Source organism: Brevibacillus sp. HB1.1, from assembly GCF_013332445.1.
GTDB classification, from domain to species: Bacteria; Bacillota; Bacilli; order Brevibacillales; family Brevibacillaceae; genus Brevibacillus; species Brevibacillus porteri.
In genome coordinates this window covers 385,599-401,179 of record NZ_JABMIV010000001.1, presented here as the reverse complement: position 1 = coordinate 401,179, position 15,581 = coordinate 385,599, and the positions used below count along the sequence as shown (strand labels likewise).

General features: G+C 47.9%; 14 protein-coding genes. 11 read left to right on the top strand and 3 right to left on the bottom strand.

Annotated features, from left to right (window positions below):
* Positions 1-15 precede the first annotated feature (15 nt).
* From miaB to hfq, 10 genes are all read left to right on the top strand, one after another.
* Positions 16-1,527, top strand: a complete 1,512-nt coding sequence (gene miaB / locus HPY27_RS01880) for a tRNA (N6-isopentenyl adenosine(37)-C2)-methylthiotransferase MiaB (RefSeq protein WP_174224460.1) — start codon at positions 16-18, stop codon at positions 1,525-1,527.
* 6 nt (positions 1,528-1,533) lie between these two features.
* Entirely contained in the window at positions 1,534-1,977 is a 444-nt protein-coding gene (locus HPY27_RS01875) for a YlbF/YmcA family competence regulator (RefSeq protein WP_017249245.1), read from the top strand.
* A 136-nt stretch (positions 1,978-2,113) separates the two neighbouring features.
* Entirely contained in the window at positions 2,114-2,674 is a 561-nt protein-coding gene (cotE, locus tag HPY27_RS01870; protein WP_017249244.1) for an outer spore coat protein CotE, read from the top strand.
* A gap of 110 nt (positions 2,675-2,784) precedes the next feature.
* Positions 2,785-4,074, top strand: a complete 1,290-nt coding sequence (locus HPY27_RS01865; RefSeq protein ID WP_174224275.1) for a putative amidoligase domain-containing protein — start codon at positions 2,785-2,787, stop codon at positions 4,072-4,074.
* A gap of 88 nt (positions 4,075-4,162) precedes the next feature.
* The gene (mutS, locus tag HPY27_RS01860; RefSeq protein WP_174224274.1) at positions 4,163-6,751 is read left to right on the top strand and encodes a DNA mismatch repair protein MutS; all 2,589 of its coding nucleotides are present in this window, start codon (positions 4,163-4,165) and stop codon (positions 6,749-6,751) included.
* A gap of 24 nt (positions 6,752-6,775) precedes the next feature.
* Positions 6,776-8,851 (top strand): DNA mismatch repair endonuclease MutL, encoded by a 2,076-nt coding sequence (mutL, locus tag HPY27_RS01855; protein WP_174224273.1) that lies wholly within the window; start codon positions 6,776-6,778, stop codon positions 8,849-8,851.
* Between the two features lie 121 nt (positions 8,852-8,972).
* Complete coding sequence (locus HPY27_RS01850; RefSeq protein ID WP_174224272.1) at positions 8,973-10,169, top strand: alpha-amylase family protein; 1,197 nt, start codon at positions 8,973-8,975, stop codon at positions 10,167-10,169.
* Between the two features lie 286 nt (positions 10,170-10,455).
* On the top strand, positions 10,456-11,241 hold the full coding sequence (locus HPY27_RS01845; RefSeq protein ID WP_173621982.1) for a class I SAM-dependent methyltransferase: 786 nt from the start codon (positions 10,456-10,458) through the stop codon (positions 11,239-11,241).
* Positions 11,238-12,197 (top strand): tRNA (adenosine(37)-N6)-dimethylallyltransferase MiaA, encoded by a 960-nt coding sequence (gene miaA, locus HPY27_RS01840; RefSeq protein ID WP_017249236.1) that lies wholly within the window; start codon positions 11,238-11,240, stop codon positions 12,195-12,197. The genes HPY27_RS01845 and miaA overlap by 4 nt, the downstream gene beginning before the upstream one ends.
* 29 nt (positions 12,198-12,226) lie before the next feature.
* On the top strand, positions 12,227-12,466 hold the full coding sequence (hfq, locus tag HPY27_RS01835; RefSeq protein WP_007719110.1) for an RNA chaperone Hfq: 240 nt from the start codon (positions 12,227-12,229) through the stop codon (positions 12,464-12,466).
* A gap of 134 nt (positions 12,467-12,600) precedes the next feature.
* Here the strand turns inward: hfq and HPY27_RS01830 are convergent, their stop codons facing one another.
* The 3 genes from HPY27_RS01830 to HPY27_RS01820 all read right to left on the bottom strand — a co-directional run bounded on the left by HPY27_RS01830 (position 12,601) and on the right by HPY27_RS01820 (position 14,892).
* The gene (locus tag HPY27_RS01830; protein WP_069844678.1) at positions 12,601-13,032 is read right to left on the bottom strand and encodes a VOC family protein; all 432 of its coding nucleotides are present in this window, start codon (positions 13,030-13,032) and stop codon (positions 12,601-12,603) included.
* Positions 13,033-13,144: 112 nt separating this feature from the next.
* Positions 13,145-14,377: a multidrug effflux MFS transporter gene (locus HPY27_RS01825; RefSeq protein ID WP_174224271.1), complete on the bottom strand. Its 1,233-nt coding sequence runs from the start codon at positions 14,375-14,377 to the stop codon at positions 13,145-13,147.
* Positions 14,378-14,424: 47 nt separating this feature from the next.
* The gene (locus tag HPY27_RS01820) at positions 14,425-14,892 is read right to left on the bottom strand and encodes a MarR family winged helix-turn-helix transcriptional regulator (protein WP_017249233.1); all 468 of its coding nucleotides are present in this window, start codon (positions 14,890-14,892) and stop codon (positions 14,425-14,427) included.
* Between the two features lie 200 nt (positions 14,893-15,092).
* Between HPY27_RS01820 and infC the strand changes: the two genes are divergently transcribed.
* Entirely contained in the window at positions 15,093-15,578 is a 486-nt protein-coding gene (infC, locus tag HPY27_RS01815; protein ID WP_017249232.1) for a translation initiation factor IF-3, read from the top strand.
* Positions 15,579-15,581 lie beyond the last annotated feature (3 nt).

Below are 15,581 nucleotides of genomic sequence, written 5' to 3'. Positions count from 1 at the left end.
TTGAGGTGATACATGATGAAGGAAACGAAAGAGGCGACTGTGGACTTAAAATCCGTTAAGTCTCCAAAGAAAACGGAAGACTATGCGAAATACTTCCAGGCCCCCTCTCTGAAAGATGCGAAAAAGCGTGGTAAGGAAGAGATTTTAGTCCATTACGATTTTAATATCCCAGAAGACATGCAGCACATTGGAAAAGGAAAGCGTTATCACGTTCGCACGTATGGCTGCCAAATGAACGAGCATGATTCGGAGACGATTTCTGGTATTTTGCAGGCAATGGGCTATACCTCCTCTGATTCTGTCGAAGATGCGGATGTTATCCTATTTAACACCTGTGCGATCCGCGAAAATGCAGAGGATAAAGTATTTGGAGAGCTTGGCCACATGAAGAGGCTCAAGAATAACAATCCGAATCTGATCCTCGGTGTTTGCGGTTGCATGTCCCAAGAAGAGAAAGTTGTGAAGAAAATCCTGAAAAGCTACCAGCAGGTCGACTTGATTTTTGGAACGCACAATGTTCACCGTCTGCCAGAACTGTTGCGCGATGCGATGTTCAGCAAAGAAATGGTGATTGAGGTTTGGTCCAAAGAAGGCGATATCGTCGAAAATATGCCGAAGCTCCGCGAAGGAAACACTAAGGGCTGGGTTAACATCATGTACGGCTGTGACAAGTTCTGTACGTACTGTATCGTACCGTATACCCGCGGAAAAGAGCGCAGTCGACGCCCGGAAGATGTTATCGCGGAAGTGCGTGATCTCGCTCGCCAAGGCTTTAAGGAAATCATGCTTCTTGGACAAAACGTCAATGCGTATGGAAAAGATTTTGAGGACATCGAGTATGGTTTTGGAGACCTGATGGACGAGGTCCGCAAGATTGATATCCCGCGTGTGCGCTTCACAACAAGTCATCCGCGTGATTTTGACGACCACTTGATCGAGGTGCTGGCAAAGGGCGGCAACCTGGTGGAGCAAATCCATTTGCCTGTCCAATCCGGTTCGACAGAAGTACTCAAGCGGATGGCGCGCAAATATTCTCGTGAGCATTATCTGGAGCTCGTTCGCAAAATCAAGGACGCGATCCCGAATGTCTCGCTTTCTACCGATATTATTGTTGGCTTCCCAGGCGAAACCGATGAGCAGTTTGAAGATACTATTTCGATGGTGGAAGAGGTTAAGTATGAATTTGCGTATACCTTCATTTACTCCCCACGTGAAGGTACACCGGCTGCTGTCATGGAAGACAACGTTCCAATGGAAGTGAAAAAAGCGCGCTTATATCGACTCAATGAAGTGTTGGCTCGCATCGCACTGGAGCAGAACAAAAAACTGCAGGATCAGGTTGTCGAGGTACTGGTGGAAGGCGAATCGAGGACGAATGCGGAAGTACTCGCGGGTCGTACGCGTACGAACAAGTTGGTCCATTTTACCGGCGACAATTCCTTGATCGGACAGTATGTGCACATAAAAATTACAGATGCGAAAACGTGGACACTCCACGGAGAACTCGTATCCAAAGTTGAGGTGTAGGTCATTATGGAACAAACAAACGTGTATACCCAGAAAGAAATTCTTGATAAAGCTCGCGAACTTGCAGCTATGATCACGCGTACGAATGAAGTCGATTTCTTCAAACGTGCCGAATTGCAAATCAAGCACAATGAACGTGTGCAAGATTTGATTGATACCTTGAAGCAGAAGCAAAAGCAAATGGTGATGTTTGAATCCATCAACAAGCCGGAACTGGTGAAAAAAGTGGAAGGCGAGTACAACCAATTGCATGAGGAGCTGGATTCCATTCCAATTGTTACGGAATTCAAGCAATCGCAGGTCGATGTGAACGATCTTTTGCAAATGGTCACAAACGTGATCACGAACACCGTCTCGGAGCGTATTATTTTGGATACAGGCGGAAACCCATTGACTGGAGAGACGGGTGGCGGGCCTGAAAAGAAAAAATCTGGCGGCTGCTGCTCCTAATTCTTGATAGAAAGCCTTCCCGGCGCTGTATTGATGAGTACCCAACAACTTTCCCAAATATAAGGTGGTTGTTTGCACGCTAGTCGAATGCCCTGCATACAAATGTACAGAAACGTTGTATGGAGGAGGTAACGAAATGTCGGGTATAGACAAAGATCTACAGTGCCGGGAACTTATCGCGAAAGCAGTCTGCGGCAAAGGCCATAAATTTTCTACTACAACCCACACCATCATACCGTCGCAAACTCCTTCGACGATCCTCGGATGCTGGATTATAAACACGAACTTCCAAGCAGAGAAAGTCGGAGATGCCGTTGAAGTATCTGGTATGTATGACGTCAACCTGTGGTTTTCGTTTGCTAATAACACGCAAACCGAAGTCAAGCGGGAAACTGTTAAGTTCTCCGTACTCGTACCGCTTACGTTCTTCGACAAGAACTGCAGAGGCGATCTGGAAATCGTTGCACGCGCCGTGGAGCAACCGAAGTGCATAAAAGCGGAGTTAAGTGGTGGTGGCACAATCACAGTCAGAGTTGAAAGTGAATATGCAGTAGAGGTCATTGGAGAAACAAAGGTGTGCGTTGTTGTCTGCAATAGTTGTGATGACAAAGAGTTCCATCTGGTTGACGACTTTGAAGATAACAGTGACGAGTTTGATGACTTTGATTCCGCTACGCTACTCGACGAGCTCGACTAAAGAGGAGAAATTATCTCCTCTTTTTTCTTTTTTTCGGATGCGTACCATCCACACTTTTTTCTGGGCGCAGTCATAAGATAACGAGAGAATAGCGGGGGAGTGTGGAAGGCATGATTCTACGCACAAAGGCGAGTCAGCGAGCTAACAAGCAGGAAACGCCAGTAACACAACCGATGACGGCTAACGCTAAAGAAGTCGTAGCGTATTTGCATCGTCCAGAAATCGGGCGCTGGTTGCTCCGGCAAGGGAGAATACCTGTAACGACAGGAAAAGCAGCGCGACCGGGCTGGCGGACATATAGGATCTGCCTTTACCAAGACCATGTATTGGATATCGCCAGGAGCGAGGAGCAATCACAATGGCTGCTGCACCGGATGCAGGAACCTGAGTGGCAATCCGTTTCCCTGCCTTCCACCGAAACGGAGGTACAGGTGGTGCAAGGGCTGGCTGCGCGCAGTTTGTATGCCGCTGGAGCCGATGCGGGTCAAGTGACGATCATGGCGGCTTCTCCCCATCGGCTTAAGGTCATCGAGGTGGAACCAAATTGGCCAGCCAAGGATGCTGACGAATATATGCAGCGGGCTCGAGATTGGTGGGAAGGTCGGATGCGCAAACAGCTGCAAAAGCTGCAAAGCATGGGGGCTGATCCCGAGTTTGCTTTACGCAAGCCCACAGGAGAGATGGCACTTGCTTCTGACTTCCTGAGTATTAATGGCACGGTTGGATGTGATACGACACGCTATCGGGAAGAATTAGGTCTCCATCAGCACCCGGTTGCAGAATTGAGACCTGCGCCCTCAGAGGACCCTGATCAATTATTTATGCATATCTACGATAATCTGGCACTCGCATACAAGAAAATAGGGAATTCGTCTATCGAATGGCTCGCTGGCGGAATGCCGTTTCAAGGTTATCCAATCGGCGGGCATATTCATTTTGGCGGGCTTACCCCTACTTTTTCTCTTCGGCGAAAATTGGATGCGTACTTGGCTCTTCCCCTTGTTCTGATTGAGGATGCAGGCTGTATGAGCCGCAGAGAGCGATATGGATTTTTGGGGGATGTAAGGGAGAAGGAATATGGATTCGAATATCGTACACTCCCCAGTTGGCTCGTTGATCCCCTTGTCACTCGAGGTATTCTTCATTTGGCCCATTTGGTTGCAACCAATCACGAGAAGCTACAAGCGACGCCTCATCTAAAGCTCCCGCTCATCAAAGCGTACTACCAGGGCGAAAAAGAAAAGCTCCTGCCGTACGTTGCCCAAGTCTGGCAAGAATTAAAGGAGCTACCAGGCTATACACTGTCACGAATTCATTTAGATCGATACTTTTCTTTTTTAATCGAAAGCCAATCGTGGAGAACGGATGAAGACCTTCGCAAGACATGGAAGCTAGCATAAACAGATCTACCATTGGATGCAGGGTCAACATTACCGTACAATCATGATATAATAGCGACGAGAATTCGTAGGCTAGGAGAAGAAAATCATGGCTCAATATACCCCGATGATTCAACAGTATCTGGCTATCAAAAAAGATTATCCGGATACTTTCTTATTTTTTCGCTTAGGCGATTTTTATGAACTGTTTTTTGATGACGCCATTCTTGCGTCCCGTGAGCTGGAAATTACACTGACGGGACGTGAGGGTGGTGGTTCTGAGCGCATACCAATGTGTGGAGTTCCACATCATGCGGCAGATGGCTATATTGCAGAGCTACTGAAAAAAGGACATAAAGTAGCCGTTTGTGAGCAAGTCGAAGATCCAAAAGAAGCCAAAGGGGTCGTTCGCCGGGAAGTTACACGCGTCATTACTCCTGGAACGATGATGGAAGGCAAATGGCTGACGGATAAGGAAAACAATTATATGGCAGCGTTGGCCCAAGTAGAAGGGCGAACGGGTGTTGCTGCGTGTGATATGAGTACAGGCGAGATGTACGTTACCTCTTTGGTGGGACAAGCAGAGGCTTTTCTGGATGAAGCCTTGCAATATCGCCCCAAGGAGCTCGTTTTTTTTGGCCTCGCTATTTTGCCGAAGACAGCATTGCCATCTACAGTCGTGGATGCAAACCAATTGGACGCATTTGCGGTGGATAGTCAATATGCGGAGCAGGCAAAAGGGCTGGATATGTCCATGCGAGCGGCGGTCAATACTCTCTTGTTCTACATAGGGACGACGCAAAAACGCAGTCTTGCCCATATGCGCCTGTTAAAACAGTACGATGCAAAGCAGTATCTGCAAATGGACGGCTTTTCCAGACGCAATTTGGAATTGACAGAGACCATTCGCGATAAGACGAAAAAAGGCTCTCTGTTGTGGCTGTTAGATCGGACTCAAACCGCAATGGGTGGTCGTCTTTTGCGCAGATGGATTGAGCGCCCATTGCTCAGTCGCGATCAGTTGGAGGCACGTTTGAGCGCTGTGGAAGCCTTGAAGGGTGACATGCTGCTTCGCTCCGATTTGCGGACTTGCTTGGATCGTGTCTATGATTTGGAGCGTCTGGCGGGTCGTATTTCCTACGGGAATGCGAATGCACGAGATCTCATACAGCTACGGATGTCTTTGGAAGCTGTTCCAGAGCTGAAGCAGTATATGATCCAAACGAATACGCCGGTATTGATGGAGCTTGCGCAAGGGATGGATGAGTGTACGGATATCGTCAACTATTTGGCTCATGCGCTTGTGGATGATCCCCCGATATCGGTTCGTGAAGGCGGAATGATTCGGACGGGATACGATGAATACCTGGACAAGCTCCATACGGCAAGTCGTGAAGGGAAGACGTGGATTGCCCAACTGGAGCAGGGAGAACGAGAAGCGACAGGGATTCGTTCACTCAAAGTAGGCTTCAATAAGGTGTTCGGCTATTACATCGAAATATCGAAGTCTAATATCGCCAACGTTCCGGCGGGGCGGTATGAGCGCAAGCAAACTTTGGCTAATGCAGAGCGGTACATCACACCAGAGTTGAAGGAACGCGAAGCGCTCATTCTTGAAGCGGAAGAAAAGATGATTGAGTTGGAATATCAACTGTTCGTGACGGTAAGAAGTGAGGTCGCGAAGCATATACCAAGACTGCAGAATCTCGCTGAGCGCATCGCATCTGTGGATGTTCTTCAGGCATTTGCTACGGTAAGTGACGAGCGCGGTTTTATACGTCCTGAGCTTGTGGAAAGCGGCGATTACGTCATTACAGAAGGGCGTCATCCAGTAGTGGAAGCCGTTCTGGAGCGCGAAAAATACGTGGCAAATGACGTGGAGATGGATCAGACGAATCGCCAAGTTTTGCTCATTACGGGTCCAAATATGGCAGGTAAGAGTACGTACATGCGACAGATCGCCTTGATTACGGTGATGGCGCAGATCGGTTGCTTCGTTCCGGCTAAACAGGCCAAGCTGGCGATCGTTGATCAGATCTTTACTCGAATCGGGGCAGCCGACGATTTGGTAGGTGGTCACAGTACGTTTATGGTGGAAATGCTGGAGACCAGACACGCCCTGCAAAAAGCGACAGCGAGGAGCTTGATCCTGCTTGATGAAATTGGCCGCGGGACTTCGACGTACGATGGAATGGCGCTTGCACAAGCAGTCATTGAGTACATTTGCCAAAAAATCGGTGCCAAAACACTCTTCTCGACGCACTACCATGAGTTGACCGGTTTAGCAGAGACGTTGAGTGGTGTCGTGAATGTCAACGCTCGATGCGAAGAACGGGAAGGAAAGCTCTTGTTCCTTCACAAAATTGAAGAAGGTCGAGCAGATAAAAGTTATGGAATCCATGTGGCTGAATTGGCTGAAATGCCGACCTGGGTCATTGAACGGGCGCGCAGTATCTTAACTGGGCTTGAAGCGAATGGAAATGCAGGGAATGGAAATGCAGCGAGTGACGTGCAAATGTCGCTCGAAACGCTATGGACGGCACCAGTTGCTGCGGTGCGTGAAGAACCGATGCAGTTTACGTCAGCGGAGGAAGAAGCGATTATGGCTGAACTGCGCGAGCTGGATTTGAATTCAACGACGCCAATGGACGCCATGATGAAGCTATATGCATGGAAACAGCAATTGAAAAAGCGATAGGGTTCGTCCGGAGGGGAGGCACTCATGGGAACCATTCAAGTTTTAGATGAGCATCTCGCCAATATGATTGCTGCAGGGGAAGTAGTGGAAAGACCGGCTTCGGTTGTCAAAGAGCTAGTCGAAAATGCAATTGATGCCAGTGCAACGACAATCGAGATTCACGTAGAGGAAGGCGGTCTGGAGATGATTCGGATCGTTGACAATGGGAAAGGGATGGATCGGGAAGATTGCCAGCTGGCTTTTGAGCGCCATGCCACCAGTAAAATCAGCAACGCTCGTGATTTGTTCCGCATTCGTACGCTGGGCTTTCGTGGCGAGGCCCTGCCGAGTATTGCTGCAGTCTCGCGCATGGAGCTGACGAGCAGTACGTCCAGTAGTGAGGTAGGTACTCATCTCTTGATTGAAGGTGGGCAGCTCGGAACGATTTCCGATAAAGCCGCTGTAAAAGGGACGGAAGTATGTGTACGTAGCTTGTTTTTTAACACACCTGCGCGCTTGAAATACATGAAGTCGATCGCTACGGAAGTCGGACATATTTCCGATTATGTGAATCGGCTTGCACTCACGCATCCGTCGATCTCCTTCCTGCTGACTCATAACGGTAAGACACTCTTGCAAACGTCTGGCGATGGAAAGCTGCTGCACGTCATGGCGGCTATCTACGGTGTGCAAGTAGCGAAGCTGTTGCTACCAATTGCAGGGGAGACCCTCGACTATAAGTGGTCTGGTTTTCTTTCGAAGACGGAAGTGACAAGGGCGAATCGCTCTTACCTTTCGACACTGGTAAACGGTCGGTACGTGCGCAGCTATTCGATCAACAATGCGATTATGCGCGGTTATCATACATTGTTACCCATCGGCCGTTATCCGATTGTCGCTTTGCAGATCGAGATGGATCCGTCACTGGTCGATGTGAACGTACATCCTGCCAAACTTGAGGCGAGATTCAGTAAAGAAGATGAATTGTGCAGTGCTATAGAACAATCGGTAAAAGAGACATTGCGACAAGGCTTAGGAATTGTCAGACCCATGGCTACGCAACCAAAAGCGAAGGTCGTCACCCAGGTCGTACAACCGCAGTTTGACCTGCAAATCAGCAAGCCTGAAACACCACAATCGCCACTGTTAGCAGCGAGTCCCCGACTCCAGGAATGGATGGGCAAGCAGGAAACAACCAGTAAGCAAGTGGATGTAGTGCCTCATATCGCACCATCCTTTGAGAGTGGCACGGTGAAGGAGTCGGCAGCCAACTATGAAAAGCTGGAGTTTGCAAAAGTAGAGGCTATCCCGCATGAAATCGTGCAGGCAACTATGTTGGATCAAACGGACACGAGAGAATCTTTCCAGCCTTATGAGACTAAGATTCCGGTACAATTGGACATTGCCCAGGCTCCATCCCTTGCTCCTCATTCAACTAATGAAATCAGCAGCGAGGACAATTCAGCCATAGCAGGTACCGATCAATCACAGCCACTCTTGGAAGCGACCAATGAACATGAGACGGATTCGCCTGTTCCCGTTATGTACCCAGTTGGTCAAGTACACGGCACCTACATCGTCGCGCAAAATGACGAAGGCATGTATTTAATCGATCAACATGCCGCGCAGGAGCGGATTTTTTACGAGTATTTCATGGACAAGCTTGCAGAAGAGGGCATTTCCAGCCAGATCATGCTATTTCCACATACGGTGGAGTATACGGCTGCAGAGGCAAGCAAGCTGGAGAAGCGACTGTCGCTTTTGCAATCGTTTGGATTGGAGATCGAGGCGTTTGGGGGACGGACCTTTATCGTTCGTGCTCATCCACATTGGTTCCCTGAAGGAGCTGAGCTGGAGGTCATTGAGGAGCTCATTCAGTTTGTACTGGAAACGGGCGAAAACGCCCAAGCCAATGTCGTGCTGATGCGCGAAAAAGCTGCCATCATGATGTCCTGCAAAGCTTCGATTAAAGCGAACCGCTTCCTGACACATGCTGAAATGGAAAGCTTGCTGAACCAGCTGCGCAAGACAAGCAGTCCGTATACGTGCCCACACGGCAGGCCGATTGTGATTCATTTTACTGGTTATGACTTAGAAAAAATGTTTAAGCGTGTGATGTAACAGACACCCCCTTCCCTGGGGGTGTTTCTTTGGGGTGGGGTTATTCAGAAAATTTAAAAATCAAGATTGATTTTAGACAAACACTGACATATGATTACTTGCAAAAACGAGGTGAAACGAAATGAGTTCATCACGCCAAATCGGGATGTTTATTTATCCGTGGGACATAGCCGAGAGTGGTATCGAAGCTGTGATACAAACATTGCAAGGTGCCAAATGTAATACAGCGGTGGTCAATAGCAGCTATCATCAGGGGAGATTTTTTCACCCGCAAAGCAAAACGTTTCGCAGGCTGCCGTTTTCAGGGGTGTCGTTTACGCCTGAATGGTCGAAGTATAATCGTTTGCGCCCGACCGTACACGAGCAAATCGCACAAGCAGGCGTTCTTGCCAAAATGAAAGAAGCTTGTGAGCAGGCAGGAATGGGGTTTCATACATGGTGGGTTGGCCTTCACAATTCTACGCTAGGTTTGGCTCATCCAGATCTTTGTGTGCAAAACATTTGGGGGGATACATACACGTACGCGTTATGTCCTTCGCAGCCTGAGGTTCAGCATTACGCCAAGGCACTATTTGCAGATACGTTAGAGCAAGTCAAGCCAGATCGGATTTTGATCGAAGCGACCGCCTTTTTGCCGATGAAGCATGGCGAGCATCATGAAGTATGCCTCCTACCGTTAGGAGAATCACTGCAATGGTTACTCTCGTTCTGTTTTTGCGGGGCATGTACGGAACGTGCCGAAGCGAAACGAATCGATGTAGGAGCCGTCCAACAGCTTGTATCAAGGCTGGTCAATCAGATAGTGGAAGCGGATTCCATCTCGCAAGTATCCGCAGAAACGAGAGAAGTCGCCTTTTTGCTGCTGGAATACCCGGAATTGTATCACTATCAGCAAGCTCGTCTGGAAGTGGTAGATGGGCTATGGAGGAGCCTGAAGGAAATCGCGCTGAGTAAGGGGACTGCATTGGATGGCTTTCCGTCCTCGACACCGTTTTATGTGAATCAGTCCTATTGGGAAGGGGTTTCATTACGAAAAGCTGCGGCTACTCTCGATCGTGTCGTCCCTCTCGCCTATGGAGACAGTGTTAATGAGGTGGCGTATACGTTTCATGCGATGAAGCTTGTCGCCCCAGAAGCTGCGTTGGGGGCTGCTTTTTCCCTGCATCATAGCCAAATCCAGTCAGCGTTTGATCTGGCAGCGAGGGTGAAAACTGCGGTGGACGCAGGCGCTCAATCGATTACGTATTACAATCTCGGTTTGTTAAATAACCGCAGGCTGAACTGGATCAGACAGGCAAACCTTACCATAGAGGAGTAGAAATGCTCGCAACAAAAAAAGACCCACGGAACTTCACGGGTCTTTTTTACATGAGTGAAATTGATGGACTGGAAAATCATACTACAGTCCGACGTGCTTTCATAAAAAATGGTATGATTGTCATAGTAAAGAGGAAAGCAGTTTGGTTCAGATTCTATTTGACCGGCAAATTAATCCTGCTTACAATAATATGATCGTTACCGTTTATGTAAAAACCGTCTAGTCGTTTTTCTAGAACAGCAGTTCTTGTCAAAAAGGGCGAAGACGTAAGGAAGGGAACAAAGGCGTGATTGTTACGACAGGACTTGAGCCTGGTGAAGAAACCTTGCGTCACGCAGCTGAATTGGCTAGTACATTGGGGCTACAGGTTGTGAATCGACGCGATTATTCATTGGGTCAAATGCGCAAGCGATATGGGGTAGAAGAAGTATTGGTGGTTTCCGCTCTTGGAGCACGTCTGGAAGTGCCGGGGAAAAAACCATTCTTTTTTCATCCGAATACATCTGCTTTTCGTATAAAGCGGCTCATGCGCGGCGATACTGATACTATGCTTGTTGCTTGCCAAATTCATCCAGGGGATGAAGTGCTTGACGCAACCTTGGGTTTGGGTGCTGACGCTATTGTATTTTCTCACGCGACTGGCGCAAAGGGGAAAGTCGTTGGCATCGAATCTGAGCGATTGTTAGCCATCTTGGTAGAAGATGGACTACGGCACTGGTCATCCAATGCGGAAGAACTGGAGCAAGCCATGCGTCGTATTGAGGTGCGATGTGGCAACCATCTAGAAGTACTAAGAGGACTGCCTGCACGTTCCTTCGACGTCGTTTATTTCGATCCTATGTTCGAGATAACTGTACAAAGCTCGTCGGGGATCGCCGGAGTCCGGGAGCTCGCCAATCCAGATGCTCTTTCAGAGGAGGCTGTTTTGGAAGCGCAGCGAGTTGCGAGAAAACGTGTGGTAATGAAAGAAGGAAAAGAAGGTAGGTTGTACGAGCGCTTCGGTTTTACACCGTTTCGCTCCCGCGGCCAGCAGGTCGTGTACAGCTACAAAGAGATAGGTGGAGGGGAGTGACCTTGCAACAGAGAGAAAAGCTAGTCGTGATTATTGGGCCAACATCGGTCGGCAAGACCCAGCTAAGTTTGGAGCTGGCCGAACAGTTTGACGGTGAGATCATTTCCGGAGATTCCATGCAAGTATACCGTGGAATGGATATTGGCACCGCAAAAGCAGAACCAGAGGAGCTTGCGCGTATACCGCATCACCTCATTGATATTAAAAATCCAGACGAAGAATACTCTGTCGCGATGTTTCAGGAAAGTGCCGCAACGTTGATTACTGACATCAACCAACGTGGTAAACTCCCGTTTATCGTCGGCGGGACAGGTCTGTACATAGAATCGGTTACCCATCGATTTCAGTTTTCCACTACTTCTCAAGACCCTGAGTTCCGTGATCGTCTGCAAAGATTGGCTGACAGCGAAGGCGTGGAAGCACTGCACGCCAGACTGGCCGATGTCGATCCGATTACAGCCGAACGCTTGCATCCTAATGATGTAAAGCGGGTGATTCGCGCATTGGAGATTTATGAAAGCAGCGGGTACAAAATGTCCGACTTTCAACTGCGGGCGCAGCATTCCCCTTATGATTTGGTGATGATCGGCCTCACGATGGACCGCGCAAAGCTGTATGAACGAATCAACCACCGGGTCGAACTCATGATCGAAGCGGGACTAGTTGAGGAAGTGAGGGGGCTCTTGGATGCTGGCTACGACGCGTCGCTGGTCTCTATGCAAGGCTTGGGGTACAAGGAGCTCATTCCTTATCTGTATGGAGAAATCACGCTAGAAAAGGCAGTGAACGACATACAGCAGCGAACGCGGCATTTTGCCAAACGCCAGCTGTCTTGGTTCCGTCGCATGGCAGAAATTCAATGGTTTGACATGACTGATCCGGCGGAACAGAGGAATAACGTGGAAACTATCAAGCGAATATTGGCAGGAAAGTTTCAACAATTGCCGAATATATAACATACAAGTCCTTTTAGGGGGTAGTGTACATGAAACAGACGATCAACATTCAAGATACGTTCTTGAATCATTTGCGGAAAGAAAACATCGCGGTTACCATTTACCTTGTGAACGGATTTCAATTGCGCGGGTATATTAAAGCATTCGATAATTTCACGATTGTGATTGATAGCGAAGGCAAGCAACAATTAGTATACAAGCATGCGATCTCCACTTTCACTCCGCAACGCCCTGTATCGCTTATGTCTCAGGAGAACAACCAACAGTAAGCGATGCAACACCAACAGCCAGGATACATGTGATCCTGGTTTTTTTTATTATCTGGCGCGATTGATGGAAATACCTTAAGCGCAAAAAGCAATAAAGAAGCCCTGTCGCCATAGAAGCGAACAGGGCTTTCACATTACTCCATGCAATGATTATTCGTGTAAATTTGGAACGTGATGCCGAACTTGTCCTTCACATTGCCGTATGCTGGGCTGAAGAACGTTTCTTGCAGTGGCATAATCACTTGTCCGCCTTCTTGCAGGGCATCAAAAATCTTATGAGATTGTTCTTTATCATCGGTCGAGATGCAGATGGTCACTTGATCACCAAGTTGATGAGGTTGTCCTGGAAAGGTATCGGAAAACATCAATTCCGTTTCGCCGACGCGAATAGTAGCATGTCCGATACGATTCTTGGCTTCTGCAGGTAATGGGAACTCCGGATTTTCCGGCATTTCACCGAAGGTTTGCTTGAACAGCACTTCAGCACCTAGCGCACCCTCATAAAAGCTAATCGCTTCACCCGCAGTACCATTCAAAACGATGTAAGGAATCAAACGCAATGCCATGTGTCAACATCTCCCTTGGTTTTCATATGACCAACTTGTCAAACCCACTTACTATTCTTGCCCATACTGTAATTGTAATGCACAGAACGTATGTTTGCAATAGGGGAATTGATCAGGACGCTGATGAATTCCGACGAACCATAACAATGTAGCAGACAATGGCACCGATCGTAGAAAGAGCAATGATGATCCCCATTGGTACTGAGGTATATTCGCCGCTGATTCCCACAAGTGGAGCGACAATTCCGCCGCTAATGAAGGAGAGTAGCCCCTGGAGAGCAGATGCGCTTCCTGCTGCCTTGCTTTGATTTTGCATGGCGAGAGAAAATCCAGTTGCGCCCACAATCCCTACACTGGATACGACAAAGAAAAGGGGAACGAGCACAGCAATAAGACCAGCTTGTAGGAGAATCATCGTCAGAAGGAGGATTCCACCGACTCCCGCAATGATAATCCCAGCAATGAACAAGGAAGTTTCTTTCACTTTACCTGCAAGCTTACCTGTGATTTGACTCGCAATAATAATGCCTACACCATTAATCGCGAAAATGAGACTAAACGTTTGGGGAGACACTTCAAATATTTTTTGAAAAACAAAGGGAGAACCGGCGATGTACGCAAACATGGCAGCTGTCACCAGGCCCTGCGCGATGGCGTACCCCATGAAAACGCGATCCTTCAGCAAGGTACCAAAGGTCGTCAGTGTATTGCCGATTCCCGCCTTGGAGCGGCGCTCTTGTGGCAATGTTTCTGGAAGAGCAAGCAGCACGACGAGAAACATGATAGCACCAATCAGGCCCAGTACGACAAACACGCCGTGCCAGGTAGTAAATTGGAGGATTTGTCCCCCTACGATAGGTGCCGCGATCGGAGCGATTCCGTTAATGAGCATCAAGAGGGCGAAAAACTTCGTCAGCTCTGTCCCAGAGTACAAATCGCGAACCGTAGCGCGAGCGATAACAATTCCAGCAGAACCAGCAAGACCTTGTACGAAGCGAAGCAAGACGAACGTATAAATAGAGGGAGCTACCGCACACAAAAAGGAAGAGACCGCATACAAAATGAGCCCGATAATTAAAGGGATTCTTCGACCACGTACGTCACTGATCGGCCCCGCGAACAATTGACCAATGGACAGGCCGAGCATGCATGCTGTCAAACTGAGTTGGGTCATGGAGGTGCTCGTCTGCAAATCATCGGCAAGCATAGGAAGTGCAGGTAAATACATATCTAGGGACAGTGGACCAAAAGCAGAAAGCGATCCTAGAATCGCTGCCATCCACAGCCGGCGTGATTTATTGCCGGTTAGGGACGTGGAATCAAGTTGTTTTGCTAGATTATTCACGGCAAGTTGTCAAACCTTTCTCATTATTATTCCAGGAAAGAAGCTATTTACACCTCAGAAGTCGGTTGCGTATTTTGCAAGTAAAAAGCTTGGAGGTTGCTGTGCATACGATCGAGCAAGCCCCGCAAAACATCTTTTTCTTCCTCTGAGAATCCGATGAAGCAGTTTTCCTCAATGACGCGTAATACTTCTTTGACATGCTTGGTAGCCATCCGACCTTTGTCGGTAAGATAAACACGGGAGATACGTTGGTCCCGTTCATCTGCTCTGCGCTCGACAAGTCCCGATTTGGCCATTCGATTAATCATGACGGTAAGCGTAGCGGGCTTTACTCCGATTTTTCGGGCCAATTCTCTTTGAATCATTCCATCTTTTTCAATCAAGCGCATCAACAGAATGGGTTGACCCGGATAGACGTCGTATTTTTGAATCAGAAATTCTACATTTTGCCGATGCATTTTCATTACATGCGATGCAGAATGGGTTAATGCGGTTGCATAACTGAACTCCACCAAAGTACCCCCAATTAATTAGTTTGCTAATGAATATTCTGTGAATGACGTCCGTAAGTTCATGCCTTGTCCTATTATACAAAAACGATTGGTCTTCGTCATGAAAATGATTTGCATTTACGAGTTTTGGAAGGATACGCTGCATTCTTTGGAGAAGTAAAGATGTCTTTGAAAATCGAATGAACAGGTTAGGTGAGATTAAGATGATCCTGAATGAAAAAATAAAAGCGGCAGTCGTACAATTAACAGGGGTAAACGGGGAAGATCTCGGAATCATCTCCACAAAAGAAGCGCTTCAAATGGCAAAAGAACAAGGAGTGGACCTGGTATGTCTTTCGTTGGCTTCGAGTCCGCCGCCTTGTCAGTTAGTGAATCGAACGAATTATAAGGAACAGGTCATTAAGGAAAACGCTAAAAACCGGAAAGCTGAAAAAGGCGTAAAAGTAAAAGAAATTCGTTTAAGTGCTTACATCGAAGACCATGATTACGATACGAAAAAAAGACAGGCAGAACGAATTCTTTCAACCGGGGATGCCGTCCAGTTGATTGTAAAATTGGAGAAAAAGGAAAGTCAGGAAGCCAAGCGATTAATTGAGCAGCTCATCAAAGATCTGGCTCATTGCGGAAAACAGGATAAAGGGATTCAAGTAAGCGGCAAGCAGGTAGTTGCCAATCTATTGCCACTCTAATGA